The 22,957-nt window shown below is 70.3% G+C and carries 24 protein-coding genes; 11 read left to right on the top strand and 13 right to left on the bottom strand.

The genetic code is table 11. The features are described 5' to 3' along the window. Positions 1-74 precede the first annotated feature (74 nt). From ACGFZW_RS02695 to ACGFZW_RS02685, 3 genes are all read left to right on the top strand, one after another. The gene (locus tag ACGFZW_RS02695) at positions 75-1,181 is read left to right on the top strand and encodes a PP2C family protein-serine/threonine phosphatase (RefSeq protein WP_393891152.1); all 1,107 of its coding nucleotides are present in this window, start codon (positions 75-77) and stop codon (positions 1,179-1,181) included. Positions 1,182-1,403: 222 nt separating this feature from the next. Then, entirely contained in the window at positions 1,404-1,745 is a 342-nt protein-coding gene (locus ACGFZW_RS02690) for an STAS domain-containing protein (protein ID WP_393891151.1), read from the top strand. A 207-nt stretch (positions 1,746-1,952) separates the two neighbouring features. Continuing rightward, positions 1,953-2,249: a hypothetical protein gene (locus ACGFZW_RS02685; protein WP_393891150.1), complete on the top strand. Its 297-nt coding sequence runs from the start codon at positions 1,953-1,955 to the stop codon at positions 2,247-2,249. A gap of 24 nt (positions 2,250-2,273) precedes the next feature. Here ACGFZW_RS02685 and ACGFZW_RS02680 read toward each other — a convergent pair whose 3' ends face one another. Further along, complete coding sequence (locus tag ACGFZW_RS02680) at positions 2,274-2,864, bottom strand: TetR/AcrR family transcriptional regulator (protein WP_393891149.1); 591 nt, start codon at positions 2,862-2,864, stop codon at positions 2,274-2,276. 374 nt (positions 2,865-3,238) lie between these two features. Between ACGFZW_RS02680 and ACGFZW_RS02675 the strand changes: the two genes are divergently transcribed. From ACGFZW_RS02675 to ACGFZW_RS02665, 3 genes are all read left to right on the top strand, one after another. Then, positions 3,239-3,658 (top strand): hypothetical protein, encoded by a 420-nt coding sequence (locus ACGFZW_RS02675; protein ID WP_393891148.1) that lies wholly within the window; start codon positions 3,239-3,241, stop codon positions 3,656-3,658. Then, positions 3,655-5,616, top strand: coding sequence for a hypothetical protein (locus ACGFZW_RS02670; protein ID WP_393891147.1), 1,962 nt, complete (start codon positions 3,655-3,657; stop codon positions 5,614-5,616). The genes ACGFZW_RS02675 and ACGFZW_RS02670 overlap by 4 nt, the downstream gene beginning before the upstream one ends. 108 nt (positions 5,617-5,724) lie before the next feature. Then, positions 5,725-6,747 (top strand): DUF2599 domain-containing protein, encoded by a 1,023-nt coding sequence (locus tag ACGFZW_RS02665; RefSeq protein WP_393891146.1) that lies wholly within the window; start codon positions 5,725-5,727, stop codon positions 6,745-6,747. A 50-nt stretch (positions 6,748-6,797) separates the two neighbouring features. Here the strand turns inward: ACGFZW_RS02665 and ACGFZW_RS02660 are convergent, their stop codons facing one another. From ACGFZW_RS02660 to ACGFZW_RS02635, 6 genes are all read right to left on the bottom strand, one after another. Further along, positions 6,798-7,856, bottom strand: a complete 1,059-nt coding sequence (locus tag ACGFZW_RS02660; protein ID WP_393891145.1) for a cytochrome d ubiquinol oxidase subunit II — start codon at positions 7,854-7,856, stop codon at positions 6,798-6,800. Beyond that, a complete protein-coding gene (locus ACGFZW_RS02655; protein WP_393891289.1) occupies positions 7,853-9,328 on the bottom strand; it encodes a cytochrome ubiquinol oxidase subunit I in 1,476 nt (491 codons plus the stop codon). The genes ACGFZW_RS02660 and ACGFZW_RS02655 overlap by 4 nt, the downstream gene beginning before the upstream one ends. 242 nt (positions 9,329-9,570) lie before the next feature. Then, positions 9,571-9,771 carry a ferredoxin gene (locus tag ACGFZW_RS02650; RefSeq protein WP_393891144.1) on the bottom strand — a complete coding sequence of 67 codons (201 nt, stop codon included), beginning with the start codon at positions 9,769-9,771 and terminating at the stop codon, positions 9,571-9,573. Next, positions 9,768-10,388 (bottom strand): TetR/AcrR family transcriptional regulator, encoded by a 621-nt coding sequence (locus ACGFZW_RS02645; RefSeq protein WP_393891143.1) that lies wholly within the window; start codon positions 10,386-10,388, stop codon positions 9,768-9,770. The genes ACGFZW_RS02650 and ACGFZW_RS02645 overlap by 4 nt, the downstream gene beginning before the upstream one ends. Positions 10,389-10,447: 59 nt before the next feature. After that, positions 10,448-11,668, bottom strand: a complete 1,221-nt coding sequence (locus tag ACGFZW_RS02640; protein ID WP_393891142.1) for a cytochrome P450 — start codon at positions 11,666-11,668, stop codon at positions 10,448-10,450. Between the two features lie 104 nt (positions 11,669-11,772). Continuing rightward, positions 11,773-11,946, bottom strand: a complete 174-nt coding sequence (locus ACGFZW_RS02635) for an alpha/beta fold hydrolase (RefSeq protein ID WP_393891141.1) — start codon at positions 11,944-11,946, stop codon at positions 11,773-11,775. Between the two features lie 9 nt (positions 11,947-11,955). On the opposite strand from ACGFZW_RS02635, the gene ACGFZW_RS02630 reads away from it, so the two are divergent. Next, a complete protein-coding gene (locus ACGFZW_RS02630) occupies positions 11,956-12,381 on the top strand; it encodes a hypothetical protein (RefSeq protein WP_393891140.1) in 426 nt (141 codons plus the stop codon). 35 nt (positions 12,382-12,416) lie between these two features. Further along, complete coding sequence (locus ACGFZW_RS02625; RefSeq protein WP_393891139.1) at positions 12,417-12,674, top strand: CGNR zinc finger domain-containing protein; 258 nt, start codon at positions 12,417-12,419, stop codon at positions 12,672-12,674. Here ACGFZW_RS02625 and ACGFZW_RS02620 read toward each other — a convergent pair. Further along, the gene (locus tag ACGFZW_RS02620; RefSeq protein WP_393891138.1) at positions 12,649-13,104 is read right to left on the bottom strand and encodes an ASCH domain-containing protein; all 456 of its coding nucleotides are present in this window, start codon (positions 13,102-13,104) and stop codon (positions 12,649-12,651) included. The two genes, ACGFZW_RS02625 and ACGFZW_RS02620, sit on opposite strands and share 26 nt — an antisense overlap. A 220-nt stretch (positions 13,105-13,324) precedes the next feature. Here ACGFZW_RS02620 and ACGFZW_RS02615 point away from each other — a divergent pair, with 220 nt between their 5' ends. After that, on the top strand, positions 13,325-14,137 hold the full coding sequence (locus ACGFZW_RS02615; RefSeq protein ID WP_393891137.1) for a class I SAM-dependent methyltransferase: 813 nt from the start codon (positions 13,325-13,327) through the stop codon (positions 14,135-14,137). Next, positions 14,124-14,828, top strand: coding sequence for a M24 family metallopeptidase (locus ACGFZW_RS02610; RefSeq protein WP_393891136.1), 705 nt, complete (start codon positions 14,124-14,126; stop codon positions 14,826-14,828). Before ACGFZW_RS02615 ends, ACGFZW_RS02610 begins: the two co-directional genes overlap by 14 nt. A 70-nt stretch (positions 14,829-14,898) precedes the next feature. On the opposite strand, the gene ACGFZW_RS02605 is transcribed toward ACGFZW_RS02610, so the two are convergent. From ACGFZW_RS02605 to ACGFZW_RS02590, 4 genes are all read right to left on the bottom strand, one after another. Next, on the bottom strand, positions 14,899-15,318 hold the full coding sequence (locus ACGFZW_RS02605) for a molybdopterin-binding protein (protein WP_393891135.1): 420 nt from the start codon (positions 15,316-15,318) through the stop codon (positions 14,899-14,901). A gap of 603 nt (positions 15,319-15,921) precedes the next feature. After that, positions 15,922-18,030, bottom strand: coding sequence for a protein kinase (locus ACGFZW_RS02600; RefSeq protein ID WP_393891134.1), 2,109 nt, complete (start codon positions 18,028-18,030; stop codon positions 15,922-15,924). A gap of 39 nt (positions 18,031-18,069) precedes the next feature. Next, positions 18,070-20,232, bottom strand: a complete 2,163-nt coding sequence (locus tag ACGFZW_RS02595; RefSeq protein WP_393891133.1) for a protein kinase — start codon at positions 20,230-20,232, stop codon at positions 18,070-18,072. Between the two features lie 4 nt (positions 20,233-20,236). Then, positions 20,237-21,112, bottom strand: coding sequence for a serine/threonine protein kinase (locus ACGFZW_RS02590; protein ID WP_393891132.1), 876 nt, complete (start codon positions 21,110-21,112; stop codon positions 20,237-20,239). Positions 21,113-21,335: 223 nt separating this feature from the next. On the opposite strand from ACGFZW_RS02590, the gene ACGFZW_RS02585 reads away from it, so the two are divergent. Further along, entirely contained in the window at positions 21,336-21,578 is a 243-nt protein-coding gene (locus ACGFZW_RS02585) for a DUF6411 family protein (RefSeq protein WP_393891131.1), read from the top strand. Positions 21,579-21,748: 170 nt separating this feature from the next. Here ACGFZW_RS02585 and ACGFZW_RS02580 read toward each other — a convergent pair whose 3' ends face one another. Then, positions 21,749-22,924 carry an XdhC family protein gene (locus ACGFZW_RS02580; RefSeq protein WP_393891130.1) on the bottom strand — a complete coding sequence of 392 codons (1,176 nt, stop codon included), beginning with the start codon at positions 22,922-22,924 and terminating at the stop codon, positions 21,749-21,751. Positions 22,925-22,957 lie beyond the last annotated feature (33 nt).

The raw sequence follows: 22,957 nt of genomic DNA, 5'->3' as shown, positions 1-22,957 counted from the left end.
ACGCATCCGCAGGGGGCGCACCGTTGATCAACAGCTACCCGGCACATGGGCCGGTCCGGGTGTAAGCAGGAGATATGGGTTTCCGGCACGATGTCACTCATCTCGGCGGGGCCTGGAAGCCGAGTTATGGGCTGGTCGCCATCCCGCTGGCGCTCATCGTCGCGGTCACGGTGATCGACATCCACGCCCCGACGACGGTCCATCTGGGGCCGTTCCTGATCGCGGCACCCGCGATCACAGCGTCCTTCGCCGGCCCCGGGCTCACCGGAGCGATCGGAGCTCTCGCCGTGGCGGCGCAGGCCGTCATCGGCCATCTGCACGGCGGACTCATGACGGCGAACCACCAGGCGCAGATCGCCGCCCTCGTGGTGATCTCGGTGTTCGTCACGATCTTCCGGTACGTGCGGGACCGCCGCGAGCGGCAGCTGGGCCAGGTGCGGTCGGTGGCCGCGGCGGCGCAGCAGGTACTGCTGCGCCCCCTGCCGCGCCGCATCGGGCCCCTGCGGATCGCCTCCGTCTACATCGCAGCCGAGGCCGAGGCGCAGATCGGCGGTGATCTGTATGCCGCGGTGTCCGCCCCGGGCGCGACCCGCCTGGTGATCGGTGACGTACGCGGCAAGGGTCTGCCGGCCATCGGGGAGGCATCGGTGCTGGTCGGGGCGTTTCATGGATCCGCCTATCGCAATCTGTCGCTTCCCGGCATCGCGGCACATCTGGGGAACGCCGTGTACTGGAACGCGGCTCACCTCGCCGATGGCGGCCCGGACGTCAATGAGTCATTCGTGACCGCGCTGGTCCTGGACATCCAGGAGGACGGCCCTTTCGTCGACATGGTCAATTGCGGGCATCCGCCGCCACTGCTGCTGCGGGACGGGCAGGTGAGGTCCCTGGACGTCTGCGAGCCCGCGCTTCCGCTGGGTATCAGCGGCCTGCCGGAGAGCCACTACACGGTGGAGACGTTCGGCTTCGAACCAGGGGATCTCCTCCTGCTGTACACGGACGGAGTCATCGAGTGCCGAGACCGCTCAGGTGCCTTCTACCCTTTGGCCGACCGGGCCGGCTCGTGGCGCGGGTCCGGCCCGCAGTCCCTCGTGCGGCACCTGCACGAGGACCTGATCCGGTATGCGGACGGGAACCTCGGTGACGACGCAGCCATGATCGCCATTGCGAAATCGTCCTGACCCGTCGCGTCAGAGCTCCCTTGCGGCGGGCGCCCGCTCGGAGAATGACCGCCCGGAGAGTATTAGCCTGGGTGAGAGCGTGCGGATGATCCCAGAACCGTGCGTAATGGCAATGAACGGGCATACGACCCCGCCCAGACCGCTGAGGCGGCCCGGTAGAGAGACAGTCACCGGGAGCAGTGGTCGCACGCCCCGCAGCTTGCCGCTGTGGAGGAGGTCGTCGTGACATCAGAACCCCGCCCCGCCGCCCCGCAGGCCACACACGTGGCCATCGACACGGCTGACGATCAGCGCGCCGTCCTGACCTTCTCCGGCGTCCTGGACTCCCATGCCCTGCGCGAGCTGGAAGAACGACTCCTCGACCCACGTCTGCGTCAGGCCGACACCTGGGTGTGGGAGATGAGAGCCGTGGAACGGATCGATCTCGCGTGTGCCTATGCGGTGCTCCGCGCGGCGACGACCCTGCCGGCGGGCACCTCCATCACCATCCGGGGTGCCGGCCGCGACATCCAGCGGACCCTGCACCACGCCGGCGTCGACGCGATCGCGACGATCGAGGAATAGCCGGCCGGCGCGTACGTGGAGGACCGCCTCCGGCCGAGGCGGTCCTCGCATCATGCAGACCGCGTGCAGACCTGCATTCTGGCGTCCACCAGGACGTATGTCGGCTGCGCCACCCTCTTGCCCGCTCCGGATGCGAAGCCACCGAACGGCGACGACGATCGGCAGACAGGCGCAGCGCGCCGTCACGCCGCAGAGAGGTGGAAGAGCATGAGGGTGTTGCTGACCGTCGAGATGGACACCGAGAAGGCGAACCATGCGATCACGGACAACACGTTGCCTCATACAATGAAGTCGGTGTTCGACCGGGTCAAGCCGGAGGCCGCGTTCTTCGGGGCGACGGAGGGCATGCGTACGGCGTTCATCGTCTTCGACCTCAAGGACCCGACCGACATTCCCTCCATCGCCGAACCCCTCTTCCAGAAACTCGGCGCCAAGCTGGCCTTCATTCCCGTGATGACCTTCGACGACGTCCAGGCCGGTCTGCAGAAGTACGCGACGAGCTGACGCGCCCGGACCGGGGCGGGGTACTCACGGGCTGACCGAGCGCCAGATCCGGTCCGGGAGATCACGGACCGCCCCCTCCAGGTCGATGTCCCCGATCGTGAGCCAGCGGCGGGCGACGCCGACGACGGGACCGAGGACGAGGGACTCGATCACGGGGACGGGGAGCGGGGCGAGTTCGCCGGAGTCGATGCGCTTGCGGATCCATTCGGCGACCGGGGACAGCCGGGCCTCCTGGGAGTCGCGGATCTCCTTGGCGTGGGCCATGCCGTAACGGTCCGCAGCGACGGAATGAACGAGCCGAGCCGCGTCCGGGTGATCCCGGACGAACCCCAGGTAGGCCCGGACGACGGCACGGATGCCCGTGTGCGCGGTGCGCGTGCGCGCCAAGGCGCCGGACACTTCGCTCAGCAACCGGGACAGCCAGCGCAGCACGAGCGAGGCGACGAGGCCGTCGAGGCTGCCGAAATGGTGGTAGAGGCTGCCGAGGCTGACACCGCTGGCCTTGGTGACCGCGCTGACGGTGAGGCCCTGATCGCCCGAAGCGGCGTACACGCGCAGGGCGGCGTCCAGGACCTGTTCGACGGTGGCCTCGCCACGCTGCTGCTTGGGGCTCATCGTGCGACCGTCCTCGGGTGTGGTGCGAGCGGCTTCCTCATGATCCCCGCGGTCACAGCGTAAATCACCCGGCTTTCTAGAATGAATTTCTAGAAACCACTTCCACACCCGGTGATCGGTCCTCCAGACTGGGCCCGTGCCCGGAGCCGGTGTCGCCCGTTCCGGGGATGAGGGCGGCCCATGGTCCGCGCCGTACGGCGAACGGGAGCGAGTGGGCCGAGCGGACAAGGTCGCGTGGCCCCGGGAAACGCGGGGCCGACGGTAGGGAGCGGGTGCGCCCGGAGGAAGTCGCCTGGGTGCCAAGTCTCCCTCGGACAGCGTTAGTTCAGGCAGCGGACGGTAGAAATCCGCTGACGTGACAACGGGGGACGGACATGTCGGAGATGGAAGCCCTACTGGGCCAGGTGGTGCCTGCGGTGGGCGCGGCGGTGAGTGCCTACGGCGTAGCCGTGCTGACCCGAGCCGAGGACGAGGCGGCCGGAGCGACAGTGCGCCTCGGGCAACGACTGCTGGAGCGCCTACGAGGTCGCAGCCCGGAGCCCGAGGCGATCGATGCGGCGGTGACGGACCTCGCGGAGACGGACGGCGACCCGGACGCGGTGGCCGCCCTGCGCCTGCGCATCCGGCAGGCCCTCACCGCCTCCCCTGAGCTGCTCGCAGAGCTGGCGGAGCTGCTGCCCAGGACGCCTGTCGAGGCCGGTGGCGCAGGTGGCGTGGCCGTGGGCGGGAGCGTGACCGGCATCGTTTCGACCGGGCCCGGCGCGACGAACATCGTGAGTCGGGGAAGCCGATGAGCACCGAGGCGGGAGCACCGGACGAGACGGCACCGGGCGAGGCGGCACCGGAACAGTCCCCTGGCCGCGACGCGCCGGCGCTCGTGGTCCACGGCGACGTCAACGGCATCGTCAGCCAGGGCGACAACGCCATCAACGTGGTGTTCGACGGGCAGCGCTTCGTCGAGATCCACAGCCTCATCGAACTGCCGCTGCGCGGGGCCGAAGTGCTTGCCGCACCGGCGGGCATCAGATTGTTCGGCCGTGACGATCTCGTGGACCAGGTGGTCACCCAGCTGACCGCGGGCGTGAGTGTGCAGCTCTACGGAAGCGAGGGGGTCGGGAAGAACGCCATCGCCGACGCGGTGCACCACCGCCTGGCCGCCCGCGGGCAGCGAGGCCATGTCCTGCGCCCGCAGAGCGAGGGACCCAACAGCCTGGAGACGTTGTACAAGCGCCTCGCCACGCTGCTCTTCGGCAAGCAGTTCCTGCGAGGAGTCGACGAGACGGAGCTGCATCAAGCCGTCGCCCACGTCCGTGACGTGCACATCACTGTCATCGACAGCGCGCTGAGCCGGGACGATCTGAGTCGGCTCCAACAGACCTTCCCCGGCTTCACCTTCCTGTTCACGTCCCCGTACCTGACCCTGCCGGACACATCCGCCGCCCATCACGTCCAGCCCCTTGGCCGGGCCGCCGCGATCGAGCTGCTCAGCTCCGAACTCGGCCTGGAACTCGGCCCCGTCGGTCTGCAGAACCTGCAGTTCGACTGGGCCTACCGGATGTCCGAAGGCCGGCCCCAACGCCTGCGCCTGTACGCAGAGTTCATCAAGGGGGCGGACGAATGGCGGACCCGCGGTTCGAGGGAGCCCCATGACCAGCCGCCGCCGGTCGACTCGCAGCAGCTCAGCCCGCTGCGCCAGGCCGAAACCCTGGCGGTGGCCCTGAGCGAACCAGCCCGCCGCGTCCTCGTCGCGCTGGCGACATTCGGAGTGCCGTTGGCCGCAGCGTGGTTCGTGCCGGTCACCGGGCACCAGGACGACATGTACGCGGGCCCCGAGCTCTTCGACCGGCGCCTGGTCACCTACGACGGCGGGGCGTACCGCATCACGGGGGACGCTGCGGCCGCCGTCCGCGGTCTGAACTGGGCGCCGACGGCCGCTGAGACGGCCGCCGAGGGCCTGATGACCGCCCTGGCCGCGGACGGGTCGGTGGCGCGTCCGGACCCGTCCCTCCTTCTGGCCGTCGCGCATGTCCTCAACGCCGGCCGGAAGTGGGCTCTGGCCTCGCGTTTCGTGCGGACTGCCGTGCCCACCGCACTGACGGCGGGGGCCCCGCAGGCCGCCCTGCAGCTCTACGCCCTGGGCAAGGCAGCCGCATTGCGCGGCGGCCTGGACAAGGATCGCGAATACTACGTCCGCACCGAGGAGCAGACCCGCAACCTCCTGGAAGGCGACAAGGCCGCCGTCGCCGCGGCCCTGTTGGTCCTGGCGCCTCCCGTCGTGCCGGCGGCGGTGACGGCAGGCGGCAAGATCGCGGGTCTCGTGGGGAAGTTCACCGCCACCCTCACCACCAAGACCGGCCTCACCGTGGCGGCCGTCACGGTGGCGACGGCGACCGCCGCGGGCGTCGTGGTGGCCACCTCGGACGGCACGCCTGCCGGCTGTGCCGAGGCGTACGCCGCGAACGACACGCTGCGCGAGCGGGACCCGAGGACCCCGCAGGATCTCGCCTCCGGATATCGGCAGATGGCGGCCGACCTGGGCACCGCCGCCGGCGAGGCGACCGACTCGGAGGTGCAGTCCACGCTCCGGAACCAGGCCACTGCCTTCGAGGACGCGGCCGACGCCAAGCAAGGCGAGACTCCGGGCCGCGATGTGCACCCCGACGTGACCGCCGCCTTGGTGAGTTCCGAAAAGCTGCGGTCCGAGATCCGGTTGTTCCTCCAGCCCGTATCGAAGGTCTGCCCCATGGAGTGAGCGCCTCTTCGAGGCGTCCCCCGGTGGCATTCGCCACCTGTTCTTCGAACCTCTGCTCCGTCCGGCCGGTCAGGCGCACCACCGCACTCGATCGAGGAGAGAACTCACGTGACGACATCCACTGCGCGCTTACGCCGAAGGACCGCCCTGTTCAAGGGCGCAGCCGCCGTCCTCGCCGCCGCACTCGCCGTCCTGACGGTCCAGGCGGCACCGGCCGCAGCGGCAAAAGTCTGTGAGAACCACCAGGTCGGCGGCGACATCCTGCAGAAGTATCGCGACATCGGCGGGGAGACATCACCTCTGGGCTGCCCGACGTCCGACGAACTCACCACCCCGAACGGGCGCGGCAAGTACAACACCTTCGACGGCGGTTCGATCTACTGGACGGCCACCACCGGCGCTCACCCCGTCTGGGGCGCCGTCCGCGACAAGTGGGGCGCGCTGGGCTGGGAGGGCGGGAAGCTGGGCTTCCCGGTCGGTGACGAGCTGACCAACTCCGACGGGCAGGGCAGGCGTCAGCAGTTCGAGGGGGGCACCGTCTACTGGCATCCGACGCTGTCCGACGGCGCCCACCCCGTGTGGGGGAGGATCGGGGAGCAGTGGGGTGTGTACGGCTGGGAGAACGGCCCCTTCGGCTACCCCACCACCGATGAGGTCTGGAACGCCGAGATCAACGGGTTCCTCCAGGGCTTTTCCACCCACCGGTCCCTCATGTGGTGGAGCGCGGGCATGGGGGGTGACCACAACGGTGTGTGCACGGGGGAGTGCACGGGTTACAAGGCGCTCTCCAACTCCGAGTGGGTGACGAAGACCGAGGTGTCGCGCAGGGTGGAGAACGGCGACATCGACATCAAGGTGTTCCCCACCGACGCCGGGTTCGATGACGCCGACACCGACTACGACGCCCTGTGGGAACAGTCGTTCAGCTCCGTGCCCGTCCCCAAGGGGCTCACCGAAGAACAGCGAGCCTCCCTGCACAAGCAGCTCGCCTGCCACGCCCACCACGCCTACAACGGCGGAGACGGCACCACCGGCCCGTCCTGGGACCTTGAATCATGGCGTCCCGACGTGTCCTGGGACTACGCCCTTAGCCACGTCACCTTCCCCTTGCACCTCTGCAACTGGGAGTGACCCGAGGGAGTCCGAGTACGGCACGACGGGACGTCACTGGGGCCGAGGGTTCAGGCTGCGCCTGTCGTGCCGTCACCGTCAGGACCGTTGCCTTTTCGCAGGTCGGCGTCGGTGAGTGCGTTCAGTTCGCCGTGGGTGTCGAGCCAGTACAGCAGGACGACTGCCGGCACGACGAGTACCAGGGCCACCAGGGTGACGATCATGAGCCAGGTCAGCGTGCCCGATGCGCCCGCCCCGTCGGCCACGGTCAGCGAGGTGGGGATCAGATAGGGGCGCTGGGCCATGCCCCAGGCGATGACTCCGGAGGCGACGACTCCAACGGCTGTGACACGGACCCAGTTGCCCGGCGTCCGCAGCAGCAGCCAAGTGGTGGCGAGTGCGGCCACGCAGGTGATGACGACGAACACCAGCCCGGCCCCGTGGGTGAGCCCGTGCCGGACGTGAGGAGCGTCGTCATCGATGACGAACAGGGTGATGACTGCCAGGACGGCCAGTACGCCGAGGCTGCCCAGCGCGCGCCGCCGGAAGTAGCCGATCAGATCGGAGGCTTCGCACCTGCGGGCGTCCCCGGAGAGGAAGACCCCGCCCAGGAAGGCCGTCGTCGCGATGGCCAGCAGCCCGAACAGGAGCGAGGTGGGGTTGGCCCAGGCGTCGGCCGCTGCCTCGGTGCCGGCGGCCACCCGGCCGGAGGCGACTCCGCCGACGGCGGCGCCGAGGAAGAAGGGTGTCACGAGCGAGGCCACGGCGAACACGGCTCCGTAGAGGCGCCGGCCGGCCAGCCGCTGGGTGACCTTGCGGAAGGCGAATCCGGCACCGCGCAGGACCAGGCCCACGGCCGCCAGCGCCAGTGGGAGCCACAACGCGGAGAACACGCTCTGGAAGAACGACGGGAAGCCGGTCCACATGATGACGAAGATGAAGATCAGCCACACGTTGTTGACCTCCCACACCGGCGCCATGGCATGGTCGATGAGCCAGCGGGGGCGCTTGCCGCGCTCCGCACCTCCAGCGGTGAGGTCCCAGAAGCCGGCCCCGTAGTCGGTACCGCCCGCGCAGGTGTACGCGGCCACGGCGAGGAGCAACACGACGGCGACGAGGTCGGCTGTCATGGCCGGCCGTCCTCGGATGCGGCCTTGCTGCCGCCGGCAGCGCTCCCTTCGGGAACGGGTGTCCGCGGCCCGTAGGGACCGTCCGCCTCCGGCGCATGGCCGGGTCGCCCCCCTGCTCGCTCCTCGTCGGCGAGCCGCCAACGGGCGCGCATCTTGAGCAGGACGGCGAGGAGCGAACCAAAGATGAACAGGTACACCACGATCACCACTCCGAGCGTGATCCACAGGGTGGTGGAGCGCGTCGAGGTCACTGCCTCGGCGACCTTCATGTTCCGGTACACGATCCAGGGTTGGCGGCCCACCTCGGTGGCGATCCACCCGCATTCGACGGCCACCACGGACGCGATGCCCGCGCAGGCCGCGCCGCGGTAGAACCACCTGGAGGCCGGGAGCCTGCGGTGCCGCAGCCAGACCAGGCCGTACCAGAGAGCGAGCAGTACCAGGACGGACCCGATGCCGGCCATGAGGTCGAAGGCCCAGTGGGCGATGGTCGCCTGAGCGGGCGTCGGCCGTTCATCGGCCGGTACGGAGGTCAGCCCGACCACCTCGGTATTCGCGCTGAAGCCGGCCAGGAAGGAGTCGAGCAGGGGGACCTTGATGCCGCCCGTGACGGAGCCGTCGGGGTGCAGTTGGCCGAACAGGTACTCCGGAACACGGGTGTCGGTCTTCCAGACGAGTTCCATCGCGGCGAACTTCACCGGCTGCTTGTGGAACACCGACCGGGCGATGGAGTCACCCAGGACGAACTGCACCGGCGTGGCGATCGCGGCGATGGTGAAGGGAACGGCGAAGCCGAGGCGGTGGTAGCGGTCGCGGCGGCCGCGCAGCCGGCCGACGGCGTAGACGCCGGCCACCATGTAGCCGGCGGTCAGCACCATCGCGACGACGAAGTGCCAGTACTGCGGCCCGAACATCGGCGTGAAGAGGGCCTTCCACACGTCCACGTCGACGGGGTTGCCGTCGGGGTCAAGGGAGAAGCCCTGCGGGGTGTTCATCCAGGAGTTGGCGGCCAGGATGCCGAACGCCCCGAGCAGGGCGGTGGCCGGCAGCGGCAGCCCGAGCAGGAAATGCGTACGGGGCTTCAGCCGGCGCCATCCGTAGAGGTAGATGGCGATGAGCACCGCCTCCAGGAAGAACGCCCACGCCTCGACACCGAATCCGATGCCGAAGACATCCCCCCACCTGCCCATCAGACCGGGCCAGAGCAAGCCGAACTCGAAGGAGAGCACGGTCCCGGTGATCACACCGACCGCGAACTGGACCGCCATGACGGCCGACCAACGCCGCGCCAGCAGAAGGGCGGTGGCGTCGTTGCGTCGCAGCCCGAGGTAATGCATGACCAAGGTGATGAAGGGGAGCGCCACGCCCAGGGGGACCAGGATGATGTGGGAGGCAAGGGTGAAGGCCATGAGCTCCCGGGCAGGCAGGAGTTGAGCGGGGGCATCCGCCAGCAGATGGACCGAGGCGTGCATGAGGGCCTTCACCGTTCCACGATCCCCTGACTCCCTCGCTCCGAGGCGCCGGTGGCGTACGGCACCCGGTCCGGCACAAGGCTCAAGGAATCATCGGCCGTAGACGGCAGACGGTCGGGCAAGCCGCCGTTGGGCCGTCCGGCAGGACTTTTCGCCCGATCGGACCAGCGTCAGCGTTCGTCAGCTCAGCTCAGCTCAGCTCTGTGATGCGCAGAGCGGCAGCGAGCACACGCCGGGTGCGCTCACGGGCTCTCGCTGAGGGCGATGGCCGCGGCGGGGCACACACCGGCGGATTCGCGGACGGCTTCGTGCTGCTCCTCGGGCGGAGCGGCATCGAGGAGAACGACGATCCCGTCGTCGTCCCGCTGATCGAACACGTCCGGCGCGATCAGCACGCAACTCCCGCCTCCGCAGCACTTGTCCTCATCAACGGTGACCTTCATGTTCCTTTCCTCTCACGGGAGTTGGGATGCGCGGTCACAGGGGCACCGAGCAGGCCGACGATCGCGTCGGTCAGTGAGTCGGCCGTGTGCTCCCATGAGGAGTGCAAGGGGGGAGTGCCCTCGGCCAGCGCGTGTTCCCGTTCCGCGCAGGTGTGGGTGATGAGGTGGCGGGCCATGCTTCCGCGTTCGGCTCGCACCTGGGCCGGCACAGCCTCAAGGCAGCGGCCCAGACCGTCGAGGGTCTGTCGAAGATGCGCCCTGACCAGCGCCTCATCGGTGATGAGGGCGCGCATCACGGGGTCGGCCATGACCTGGGCGGCGAAACGGGCATGCCAGGAAGGGGTGCCGAGCGAACCCAGATGCTCCGGCACGGGACGCACCAGGCAGCCGACCCAATCCCGGATATCGCCACTGGCCCCGACGGCTTCCAAATGCCGCTGCCGGAGCAGTTCGATCTGCTCGCCGTGCTTGGTCATGATGGCGCGCACCAGCCCGGCCTTGCCGCCGAAGTGATAGCTGACGGCCGTGACGTTGCCCTGGCCGGCCGCTTCGCTGATCTGACGGTTCGACACGGCAGCGAGCCCGTGCTCGGCGAAGAGTCTCTCCGCGGACGCCATGATCGCCTCACGTGTCCCGGCGACGCGATCGGCGCGAGCGGCTCCGCTCCTGACGGCGCTCACCACGTCACCGGCAGTTCACGCAGCGGGGCGGTCAGCAGCCCCTCGTGGCGGCGCAGGTCCTGGGCGCCGGTGCCCAGATCGAGTGTGGGCACCCGGCGCAGCAGAACGGTGAGCGCGGACTGCAACTCTGTGCGGGCCAGCGGCTGTCCCAGGCACGAGTGCGGTCCGGAGCCGAACGCGAGATGCGGATTGGGGCTACGGCCCAGATCCATCTCACCCGCCGCCTCCCAGGCGCTCTCGTCACGATTTGCCGCGGCCATGCTGCACACCACGGTGGTGCCGCGCGGGACCACACCGCCGGAGAACTCCGTGTCCTCGTGCACGTAGCGGAGCATCCCCAAGCCGCCGGCGTTCGGATCGAAGCGCAGCGCCTCTTCCACCGCCAGGCGAACCAGTGAGGGATCGGCGAGCAACCGCTCCCAGCGCCGTCGGTCGGACAGCAGATGCGCCACCATCATGGCGAAGAAGCCCGCGGTGGTCTCATGCCCGGCGAGCAGCAGCGCCTGCCCGGTCGCCACCAGCCCGGCCTCGGACATCGGCCGGCCGTCGGCGTCCGCACCCTCCAGGAGGAGGCTGAGGAGATCGTCTTTCGGCTGTGCGCGCTTGCCCACGATGAGACCGGACATGTACTCGGCGAATTGCTGATACGCCGCTTCCGTCTCGGCCCGCGTGTACCGGGTCGTGTTCAGGAAGGTGTCGGACCAGCCCTTGAACCTGTCGCGGTCGCTCTCCGGCACGCCGAGCATGTGGCAGATCACGAACACCGGCAGGGGAAAGGCCAGATGCGTCACCAGGTCCGCCGGCTGCCGGTGTCCGAGCATGTCGTCGACGAGCTGATCGGCCATGGCCTCCATGCCGGGCCGCAGCGCCGTCATCCGTTTCGCCGTGAACCACTTGCCGACCATGCGTCGCCACCGCTGATGGCCCTCGGCGTTGAGCGCCTTCGCCATCGGGCTGCTGAAGATGCCCTCCGATTCACCGGCCGCCACCCGGGCGGCGTCGGGGGAGGCCAGTCCTTCGCGGCTCAGGCGCGGATCGGAGAGTGCCCTCTTCACGTCTTCGTAGCGAGTCAGCAGGGCGGCCTCGTCACCGCTGGGCAACGTCACCCGCGTGACCGGGCACTTCTGCCGGAGATCCGCCCACTGCGGCGGAGGCTCCAGCGCGGCCGGAGAGGCGATCGGGTAGCTCAAGGAATCGGTGTCCACGGCATCAGTCACGCGCGGCCTCCTGGTGGGGGTTCGTGACAGCAGTCAAACCCGAGAGCCTCACTTAAGTCAATCGACTGAATTAAAAGTTGGGGACGTCACGAGCCACGGAGGCATCAGCGGTGAAGGAAGGAGAGGAGTTGGTCGAGGAGGGCTTCGGGCTGCTCCTCGGGAACGTAGTGCCCGCAGTCGGGCAGGACGACGCTGTCCAGTCGCTCGGCAACGGGGGCGAGGAGGGCCTTGAGGCGTTCACCCTGCCCGCGGGCTCCCGCGACGCTGAGGACCGGCATGGTGAGCGGATGCTGCTTGCGCCTGGTGTTCCGCGCGATGTTGTCGTCGGTGGCCCGGTAGTAGTCGAAGCTGGCGCGCAGCGCTTCGGGGTCGCGGGCAGGGGTTTCGACGTAGAAGTCGACCGCCGAATCGGGCAGCGGGCGTGCGGCCTTCTGGCGGAACTGGTCGCCGTAGTAGATGTGCTCGCGTCCGCGGACGAGTTGCTCGTTGACGGAGTGCTTGCGATTGAAGGCGAAGTGCCACAGGAGGTCGTTCTGTGCCTCGGGGCCGAAGAACGGGATGTCGGGCGCGAGGCCGGGGATGGTGGCGTCGAGCAGGGCGAGGCGTTTGGACCGCCCGCCACCGTGCGCGGCTCGTCCTCACTGGCGGACAGGCTCAGTGGCATCTGCCCGACGCCAACCCCGCCCGCGCCGCGCCGGCCCTCGTCGCCCTAAATGCGGTCGAGACCCTGGGCGGTCACCGGGAAGGTGTGATCAAACGTTGTGAGCAGCGCACCTGCGGAGGGCTCTTCGTGGACAGCAGTCGTGGGCGGCGACGGCGGTGGTGGTGCTCCAAGGCGACCTGCGGAAACAAGGTGAAGAAGGCGAACCTCAAGGCAGCGCGGGACGGCGCCGAGGCCGGGCACCATTCGGGTTGGGCGGTCCCCTCCAGGACGCCTCTCGCCGCAGAACTCGGCGCACTGCGAAGGTGGTTCGCCGCCCTCAGGTGCCGGGGCGAAGGTCGGTGACGAGGCGGAAGCGTTCCAGGACCGTCAGCGTCCCGTCGTGCACGGTGAACCCGGGGTCGCCCAGTCCCGCGCGCATCTCCTCGCTGTGCCAGAAGCGTTCGTGGCCTGCCCGCCATTCGGCGACGGTGGTGTCCCCTTCCCCCTCATCGACCACGTGAGCGAGATCCACCTGCGCCAGTGGGACGACGCGCACGCCGGTGACCTCGATGACCGCGACCGGCCGGTCGTCCGAATCGACGACGACCGAACGGCTGCCGACTTCCGGGAGGGGCTCCCCGCCGTGCTCGTAGTCGACGACGAGCCCCGTCGTGGAGGTCTTGGAACCGTTGAGGATGGCCGCGACCAACTGGTCACGCAGCGGACCGGGGAAGGCGAACTCGGCCCTGGGCATCGACGCGAGGTTCCGGGGCGAAGCGGCGTCATGCGTCATGCGGGTCACCGTAATCGACCCGGCCGCGCAAGGGCAGCAACAAGGTCTGCTTCCGCTCGGGTCCCGCATCGTCCGGCCCCCCGCCCTTGGAGTGGCCTCCAGATCACAGGTACGAGCTATTTGGGGGATTGCCTCAAGCATTTGCCAGAAGATTTACGAATCAGCATGGCAGTTGCAGTATGGGAGGGTGTGACTGTCGAGGGATGAGGAGGCGGAGAGGGTGGGCGGTGTACGCGGCCTGGACGGCAGCGCGGGGGATGTTGACCACGGGAAAATCGGCGCCGGCTATGCGAGCTTCCGTCGTCCCGACCCACGCATCGCCCAATTCGTCGCCGACGCGCTGGGCGATGCCCGTACGGTGATCAACGTCGGCGCGGGCTCCGGGTCTTACGAGTCGGTGGCCCCCGCCGTGACGGCCGTGGAGCCGTCCGAGTCGATGCGTGCGCAGCGCGCGGCAGGCATGCCCCGGGCGGTGAACGCGGTGGCGGAGAGCCTGCCGTTCGGGGACGGGCATTTCGACGGTGCGATGACGCTCTTCAGCGTCCACCAGTGGAGCGATGTCGAGGCGGGCCTGCGCGAGATGCGGAGAGTGGCCCGAGGCTCGGTGGTCGTGCTGACCTGCGATCCGGAGCTGGTGCGGAATTTCTGGCTGTACGAGTACGCGCCCGAGGTGCTCGACACCGAGGCGCGTGGGTACCCGTCGATCGACACGTTGGCCGCCTCGCTCGGCGCGGCCGCCGACGTGCGGTCCGTGCCGATCCCGTTGGACTGTACGGACGGCTTCAACGAGGCGTACTACGGCCGCCCCGAGATGCTGCTTGACCCGGCAGCCCGGCAGGCATGCTCAGCCTGGAGTTTCGTCGACGACGGCGTGCGCGAGCGGTTCACCAGGCGCCTGCGTGAGGATCTGGATTCCGGTGTGTGGGACGAACGCTTCGGTCACCTGCGCAGGGAGGCGTTCTACGAGGGCTCGCTCGTCATCGTGCGAGGGGCACCGCGAGGAAATGAGGAGCACCACCATGGGCGTACCTGATCGCATGGACGAGGAACTGCGCGTCCTGGGTCTGGTGGAGGCGCAAAGCAGAGCGAAAGCCCTGTTCACCGAGGTCGAGGCGCGGCGCCTGGTGGCGCCCGGGGCAGGTGAGCGGGAGGTCAGCGACCGGATCCGGGATCTCGCGAACGAGATGTTCGGGACGACGAAGCACTGGCACAAGCGGATCGTCCGCTCGGGCCCGAACACCCTTTTCCCGTACCGGGACAATCCGCCGGACCGGGTCATCGGGGAGAGCGACATCGCCTTCGTCGACTTCGGCCCGATCTTCGAGGAGTACGAAGCGGACTTCGGTCGTACCTTCGTCTTCGGTGACGACCCGGTCAAGCACCGGCTGCGGGAGGACTTGCCGAACGTCTTCGCGGCCGGCCGACGCGCGTTCCGCGCCGATCCCGATATCACGGGCAAGCAGCTCTACGCCGAGGTGGAGCGGCTGGCGGCGGAGGCCGGCTGGACCTTGGGCGGCTGGCACGCCGGGCATCTCGTCGGGGAGTTCCCGCACGAGACGATCGACGGCGCCAGGACGGAGTCGTACATCGTGCCGGACAACGCTCATCCGCTCCGTCGCACCGACAGGGCCGGTTGGCGCTGCCACTGGATCCTGGAGATCCATCTGGTGGACGAACGGAACGGATTCGGCGGATTCTACGAGCAGTTGTTGGACCTGGCCTGACGGCGCCGGCCGACAGCGGACGCCGGGGCTCATACCGTGCGGTGCGTGCCCCGAGGCGCGATGGCGGTGGTCAGGCGGCGGCGAGGGAGACCTCGGTCGACTTGATCAGCGCGACGACGGAGGAGCCGGCGGCCAGGCCGAGGGCTTCGACGGCGTCCTTGGTGATGGCTGCGGTCAGCTCTCCCCCTTCGACGGAGACCTTGACCGAGCCCATGGCGTTACCGGTCGCGACGTCGGTGACGGTGCCGGCGATCTGGTTGCGGATGGAGAGACCGTCGACGGGAGCGGTGGCGAGCGAGACCTCGGTGGACTTCACGAGAGCCTTGACCGCGGCCCCCTCGGCGAATCCGAGGTCCTTGACGGCGTCGGCGGTGATGGCTGCCGTGATCTCCTGTCCGCCGATCAGCCGGACCTTCACGGTCGCCATCGCCTCGCCGGCCGTGACGGACGTGATGGTGCCGGGGAGCTGGTTGCGGATGCTCAGACTCATGAAGTGACGCCTCGCAAAAGTCGGGGAAGGCAAGGCCATTTGCAGCCCGCGCCATTGCCTACGCTACGTGACGCCGAATGCATCAGGGCGTCATCCCATCGCAGCTGCCAGCCGAATGGCCCTGTCAGGACCGCATATTGGTGGCGGCCGGGAATTCACTGGTCGGCCCAGTCCCTGCGGTCGTCTGACCAGGTACTTTCGCGGCTGTTGCCGTCGCAGTGAATGCGCGGACGGTGTGCGCGAATTGTGGGTGTGGCATTTCCGGCCGTCGATTACCGCAGATGCAATCCGTGGCGATCCGGAGATCACGCATTTGCCGGGCGGTCGCTCGTGCTGCCACCGCGCGGGAAACCCGGGCCGCGTGTTCGGCCAGGACTTTCGGTCCGAGCGAGGCCGGTCATTTTCAGTAGACGTCTCGAACGTAGCGCTTGTCCGCGGACAGGCGCCTGACGTAGGCGGTCGCTTCGTCGTCGGCCATGCCGATCCCTTGGCCGAGGAGAACCTGCGGCCCGCGCTGCACGCCGCCGGATGGTCCCTGACCTGTTACGAGGACGCCCCGCGGCACTTCCTCGCCCGTGCCGTACGCGTCGTGGAGCAGCCGGGCTAGAACACCGGCAGCGCCAGAAGAGTTCCCGCGTTGAGGACGAAGAGCCGGTTCCCGTCTCCCGCGGTCGAACGGTTCTGCCCGCCCGTGAGCGGGTACGTCTGGGCGACGCCGCTGGTGGAGCGGGGAAAGCCCGTTACGCCGGTGTCCCGGCTCTCCACCACCCATACGCTGTCCGCCTGAACGACCGGGGGCTGCCAGGGCGGGGCCACTCCCGCGACGATCACCGGGCTGTTCGCCTCCTCACCGTTCGTGCGGAGGTAGCGCAGCGCATCGCCGTCCAGGACGAACACCACCCCGCCCGCGACGGTGGGCGGACCCCAGCCGTATGCCCCCCGCTGCACATCGCGGTGCGGATTTTGGCTCCACAGCTCCCTGCCGTCGCCCGCGCTGACCGCCGCGAGGGTGTGGCCGCCGAGGAAGACCGTGCCGCTCTCGACGGCGGGGGCCAGGGCCGCCGTCGCCTGGCCCTTGCGCACCCACGCCTTCGCGCCGTCGCGAGTGCGCACCGCGACCACGTCGCCGGAACCGCTGCTCACCACCAGGACACCTGACCCGAGCGCCGCCGTGGGACGCCCACCGGTCAGCGACAGGGGAGGGCGCTTGGTCCACCGCACCCGGGCGTCGGCCGTCGCGACACAGCGCAAGGCCCCGTCGGAGGTCAGCACGTAGACATGGTCGGCGTCGGCCGCCAGCAGGGCGCTCGCCTTCACGTCGGCGGTCCACATGGGGGCGCCGGTCGAGGCGACGTAGGTGCGCAGCACCCCGTCCGCGTCCGCGGTGGCCACCAGGCGTCCGGCGATCGAGAGATAGCCCGCGTCGGCGTGCGCTTCGCCCGCTCGCCAGCGCCCCTTGCCGTCCGTGACCCGGTGGGCGGCGATGCCCCCGCCGGCGGCCGCGTACACCACCACGTCCCGAACCGGAAGCGGAGGCGCCGATCCGGCGTCCGCCACTCCCGGCAACGGGCCCCACAGCTCTTGCGGTGTCCCGGTGTCGGTGCCGAGTTCGGCGGGCTTCGCCTGCGCGGCCGGCGGCACGTCGAAGGGATCGGACGGGGCAGAGGGCGCGTCGTCACCGGAGAGCCACCAGGCGGTACCGCCCGCGCCTGCCGCCAATAGCCCCCCGGCTCCTGCCAGGGTGAGCAGGAGGCGTCGGCGTGAAGGGCGGGCGCTGTCCGCTCCCACCGTGGGAGCGGACAGCGGCGGCGGGCCGGCCCGCCCGCCCTCGCCGACCAGCCGCCGGGCCACGGCCTCCCGTTCCCGGATGTCATCTGCCAACGGCCCGGCCTTCCACAGCCGTTCGGCGCCGCGTGGCGGCCTGGCGGCATCGGCGACCTGCTCGGGACGCGGGCGGACGGCCGGGTCCTTGGCCAGGCACGGTGCCACCAGGTGGCGCAGGGCTTCCGGTACCAGCTCCAGGTCGGGGGTGCCGTGCACCACCTCGTACAGCACCGCCGATACCTCCGCGCCCGTGTAAGCGGGCCGCCCGCCTGCCGCGAAGGCCAGGACCGTACCGAGCGAGAAGATGTCCGCGGCCGGACCGACGCGCCGTCCCAGCACCTGCTCCGGCGCCCCGTACCCGGGCGTGACCGGGATCTGCCCGGTCCGGGTCAGCGTCAGGCCGTGCTCGGGGCGGGCGATGCCGAAGTCGATGATCCGCGGGCCGCGTGAGGTCAGCACGACGTTGGACGGCTTCAGGTCGCGGTGGACCAGGCCGGTGGCGTGGATGTCGCGGAGCGTGTGGGCGAGGGAGCGCGCCAGCTCCCGCAGCGGGGCGTCACCGAACGGCCCGAACCGCCCTACCGCGTCGTCCAGGGTGGGGCCCGCGAGGAACTCGGTGGCGATCCACGGCCGCCCCGACTCCAGCTCCGCGCCCAGCACCCGGGCCACGCCCTCGCTGGTCACCGCACGTGCGGTCTGCGCCTCCCGTACGAAGCGCTGGGCGAGATGTTCGTCGCCCGCCAGCTCGGGCAGCAGGACCTTGACCGCCGCGGGCTCGCCCGCCGCGTTCCGCCCGAAGTACACCTTTCCCATACCGCCTTCGCCGAGCACTCCGACGACGCGGTACGGGCCGAGCCGGAGTGGGTCGCCGGGGCCGAGCGGTTTCACGGTGGTCTCTCCTTGATGGTGGGCGCGGGCGCGCGGCGCTCAGGCGAGTGGCAGGGCGAAGGTCTGGCGCTCCTCGCGGACGTACAGGCGGCCGCGACCGTGGTCGGCGGTCAGCACGGTCGCGGTGGTCTCGTACGTCCAGACGGCGCGGTGGGTACGCAGATCCACCGCGCGCAGCCCCTTGTCGTCGAGGCTGTAGACGTACTTCCTGCCGACCACCGGCGGTACGTCGCGATTCAGCTGCCTGCCCGTCAGGCCCTTCTCCAGCCAGTTGAGGCTGCCGGTGGCGGCGTCGACGGCGACGATCCCGCGATCTCCCTCCGTGCAGTAGACGACACCGTCCCGGAGGGCGGGCGAGCCGTACAACCGGGCCTCGCCCGCGCTGCCACCGACATTGCGCCGGTCACCGAAGAGCCATCCGATGCTGCCGTCGGAGACCTTGTCGGCCTCCAGGACCTTGTCGCCGAGGTAGACGTGCCGTTCGTCGTGAACGAGCGGACCGGGGAGCTTCTCGTAGGAGGGCCCGGAATTCGACCACCGCTTCTTGCCGTCGGCGAGGGCGTGCACCGACACATCCAGCGAATTCATGAACGAGTCGGCCTGGTACAGCAGGATGCGGTCCCCGTCGACCGATCCGCTGACCATCGGCGGTTCGTACGCGTCGGTGGCCGCCTCCACCGGGCTGCGCCAGCGCTCACGGCCGCCGCGAAGGTCGACGGCGACCAGATACCAGCGCTTGCCGGAGGCGGCGCGCGCGACGAGGTACGCACTGTCCTTCACCACGCACAGCAGCTGATTGCGGGGTTCGTCCCCCGCGAAGGCCGACAACTCCACCAGAGGTTTCCCGGGTTGTCCGTCGGTGGGATCGAGCTCCCACACCGCCACCTTGTCGCCCTCGTCGTGCTCGCGCAGCGCGTAGACCTTCGTGCCGTCGGTGGCGGACCGCCATGGGTCGGCGATGTTCGCCTGCCAAGTGGCCTCGCCACTCTCGGGGTTGATGCCGGACAGCACAATGCCCGCGGGCACCGCAAGACCGTGCCCCGCCAATCGCACCTCGCCGCGGCTGTCCGGGCAGCGGATGAGGCTCGTCCACAGCCGGGACGGTGCCTTCACCTTCTTCGCCGGACCTTCGTCATCCGCCCCACCCGCGCCGCCGCGGCTGCCGAGCCAGGCCCAGACGCCACCACCCGCCAGGCCGGCGCCGGCGAGAGCGCCGCCGCCGGTCACGGCCAGCATCCTGCGCCGCGACATGCCGGGGCGCGACGGCGCGGTATCCGGCACCGTCTCAGGAGGCGGGGGCGGCAGCCGGTGCGGGGGCTGCCGCCATACGTCGTCGCCGCGTCGCGCGATCTCCCGCAGCACGGCGTCCGGCAGGACATCGGCGAACCGGTGCGGGCCGACGCCCCCCGCGAGCGTTTTGGCCAGCTCGGCGGTCGTCGGACGGTCGGCCGGGTTCTTGGACAGGCAGCGGGACAGTACGGGAACCAGCTCCGGCGGAACACCGCCGAGGTCCGGTTCCGCGTACCGCACGCGGTACAGCAGGTCGGTGGGCTGTCCGGAGCCGAACGGGCCGTGCCCGGTCACCGCGAAGACGAGGACGCCGGCGAGCGCGAAGACGTCGCCCGCCGCCGTGTGTTCGAGGCCGGCGGCTTGCTCCGGCGACATGAAGGCGGGGGTGCCCACGGCGTCGCCGACGTGGGTGAGAGGCACCTCGCCGACCGCCCGGGCGATACCGAAATCGATGATCTTCGGGCCCGACGCCGTCACCATGACGTTGGACGGTTTGAGGTCGCGATGCACCGCCTCCGAGCGGTGCAACTGCTCCAACCCCTCGGCCAGGGCTGCGCCGAGCACCCGCACGGCGGCCTCCGGCAACGCGCCGCCGGCATCCACGGCATCGTCCAGCGGCGGACCGAGCACATACTCCGTCGCCAGCCAGGGCCTGGGCGCCGACGGGTCGGCGTCGTGAACCGCGGCGCCGTGACGGCCGCCGATGACACGCGCGGCGTCCGCCTCCAGCTGGAAGCGCGACCGCAGTGCCGTGTCCGAGGACAGACGGGCGTGCAGCGTCTTGACGGCCACGGTGCGTCCGCCTGCCGTTCGGGCCAGGTAGACGGTTCCCATGCCACCGCTGCCGAGCCGGGCAAGCAACCTGTAGGGCCCGACGGAGTGCGGGTCGTCGTGAAGAAGAGCGGACAGCATCGGTTCAGCGCACCTCTGCGGGGAGTTCTGTGGCGAGCGCGCTCGCCGCCTGCTCGGACAGCGCCGCGACGACGCGGCCCGGCAGCGGCACCGTCGCTGTCCCTTCGGCATGAGTTCCATACGCGGCGCCGGGAGCCAACTCCGCCAACATCCGCGCAGGTTCGGGCCGCGCCGCCGGGTCCCGGGACAGGCAGGCCGCGATCAGCGGACGCAGCCCGGCGGGGATCTCGTCCCGCTCCGGAACGGTATGACCGGTCGCCGCGTACGCCAGGACGGCACCCAGCGCGTGCACGTCGCCGGGCGCATCGACCGCTCCGCCCGCGGCCTGCTCGGGCGCGAGACACCCCGTGTCGAGGCCGGGCAGCCCTGCGCGGGGTGTGTCGTCGGGCGCCGCGGCGCGCACCGCACCGAAGCAGGCCAGCAACGGCCCGTACGCGGTGAGCAGGACGGACGCCGGGCAGATACCGCCGTGCACCACGCCGAGCACGTGCGCCGACGCCAGCGCCTCGGCAAGCGCCGCGCCCAGGACGCGCACCGTCGCCTCGGGGAGCGGGCCGCCGTGCGCGCCGAGGGCCGCGTTCAGCGGCAGGACGGGACGGTACGGCGAGGCGTGCCAGGGGAAGGCGGCGGCGCCGCCGAACTGCTCCACCGGCCAGAACCCGGGCTGCGTCAGCCGGTTGGCCCACTGCGCCTCGGCCGCCCAGCGGACCGGGTCGGCGCCCGGCGCGGGCAGGCTCACCAGCACGGTGCGCGCCCCGTCCGCACTACGCGCCAGATAGCGGCGCTCCGGCGCCATGCGCGCCTCGGCCGCCGAGTCCAGCCGCGCAAGCGTGACGTACTCACCGATCCGCGGCGGATCGTCCTGCCGCAGTCCCTCCATAGCCGTCCCCCTCAGCTACTCGTATCGGTACGTGAGCCTAGCGGCGGTTGTCATGGCACCGACCCGGGGGTCGGTTACGGTACGCGAAGGGCCCTTGGCCCCGCGCCCCCTCAGGAGGGCAGGGCGATGAACGGCAGCGGCAGACGGCGGAAACGCCCTCACCGGCATGAGGCCGACCTGGCCGGGCACTCGGCAGGTAGGTCCTCGACTCAGGGAGTTTCTCGTGCTGGTCATAGGCATCGTCGCCGTCTGTGTCGTTCTGGCCGTCCTGGCCTTCCTTCTGCCTCGCTTGTCGCGCCACCCCGAACGCGGTACCCAGCGGACTCTGGGGGCCGGGTCGCGCGTGGGAGGCAAGGCTCCGGGGATCCTGGGGCGGATCTTCAGCAAGTCCTTGCGCAGCAGCTCCAAGGCGGTGGGGCGTAGCGGCTCCGCCGGGCGACGCGCCCGATGGCACCTGCCGTTCTAGAGGCTCCCCACCCCTCGTCGACGAATGCCCTCAACGGGCATCGACAGGGTGCTTCGACCGCCGGGGCTGTCGGTTGGGCCATCGACTCTCGCGGCCACCGATCTCACCGGCCGCACGGCCCTCACCGGCTTCACGGCCCTCACCGGCCGGCCCGCCACTGGTCACCCGCCTCACGCAGCCGCATGAGGATCCGAAGCGCCGCCTCTCCCCTTGCCGGCTTCCCGTTCGGCCGGAACGCGGTGGATCGGCGCCTGCGAGCCGGTCAGGGGGGCGCCCGTACCGCCGTTGCGCGCGGCGACGATCTCGGCCGCGATGGACAGAGCGGTCTCCTCGGGCGTATGGGCGCCGAGGTCGAGGCCGATCGGCGAGTGGAGGCGGGCGAGTTCGCGCTCCGTGACGCCGGCCTCGCGAAGCTTGCGGTTGCGGTCCTCGTGGGTGCGTCGTGACCCCATCGCGCCCACGAACGCGACAGGCAGCCGCAGCGCCTCCCGCAACAGGGGGACGTCGAACTTGGCGTCATGGGTGAGCACGCACAGCACGGTGCGACGGTCGGTCTCGGTGCGCTGGAGGTACCGGTGCGGCCAGTCGACCACGATGTCGTCGGCCTCCGGGAAGCGGGCCCGCGTGGCGAATACGGGGCGGGCGTCGCAGACGGTGACGTGATAGCCGAGGAACGCGCCCGTCCGCACCAGCGCCGCCGCGAAGTCGATGGCACCGAAGACGATCATGCGGGGCGGCGGCACGCTGGACTCGACGAACACTGTCAGCCCGGCCTCGCAGCGCGACCCGCTCTCCGAGACGTCGAACGTGCCGGTACGGCCGGCGTTCAGCAGGGCGCGGGTCTCCGCCACCGCTGTGCGGTCCAGCTCAAAGGACCCGCCGAGTCCGCCTTCGCAGGAGCCGTCGGGGCGTACGAGCAGAGCTCTGCCGAGGAGTTCGGCGGGCCCCTGGGCCACCCGGGCGAGCGCGGCGGACTCGCCGCGGGCGGCGGCCGACAGCGCCGCCGCCCACAGTCTCCGTTCGTCCGGCGCATCGGAGCGCACCGGCGTGACCAGAACCTCGATGACCCCGCCACAGGTCAGCCCCACCGCGAAGGCGTCCTCATCGCTGTATCCGAACCGTTCGCGCGCCGTCACGCCGTCCTGGAGCGCCTGGGTGCACAGGTCGTACACCGCGCCTTCCACGCAACCCCCGGAGACCGAACCGATGGCCGTGCCCTGGCGGTCGACGGCGAGGGCGGCGCCGGGCAGGCGCGGCGCGCTGCCACCGACGGCCACGACCGTGGCGACGGCGAAGTCCCGGCCCTGCTCGACCCATCGGTTCAGCTCTTCGGCGATGTCCAGCATCTCGGTCTCCTCGTGTGGGGTCGGCCGGTCGGC

This window comes from Streptomyces sp. NPDC048248, from assembly GCF_043201875.1.
Lineage (GTDB): Bacteria > Actinomycetota > Actinomycetes > Streptomycetales > Streptomycetaceae > Streptomyces.
The sequence above is the reverse complement of the archived record's forward strand: the minus strand, read 5'-3'. Positions and strand labels throughout refer to the sequence as shown.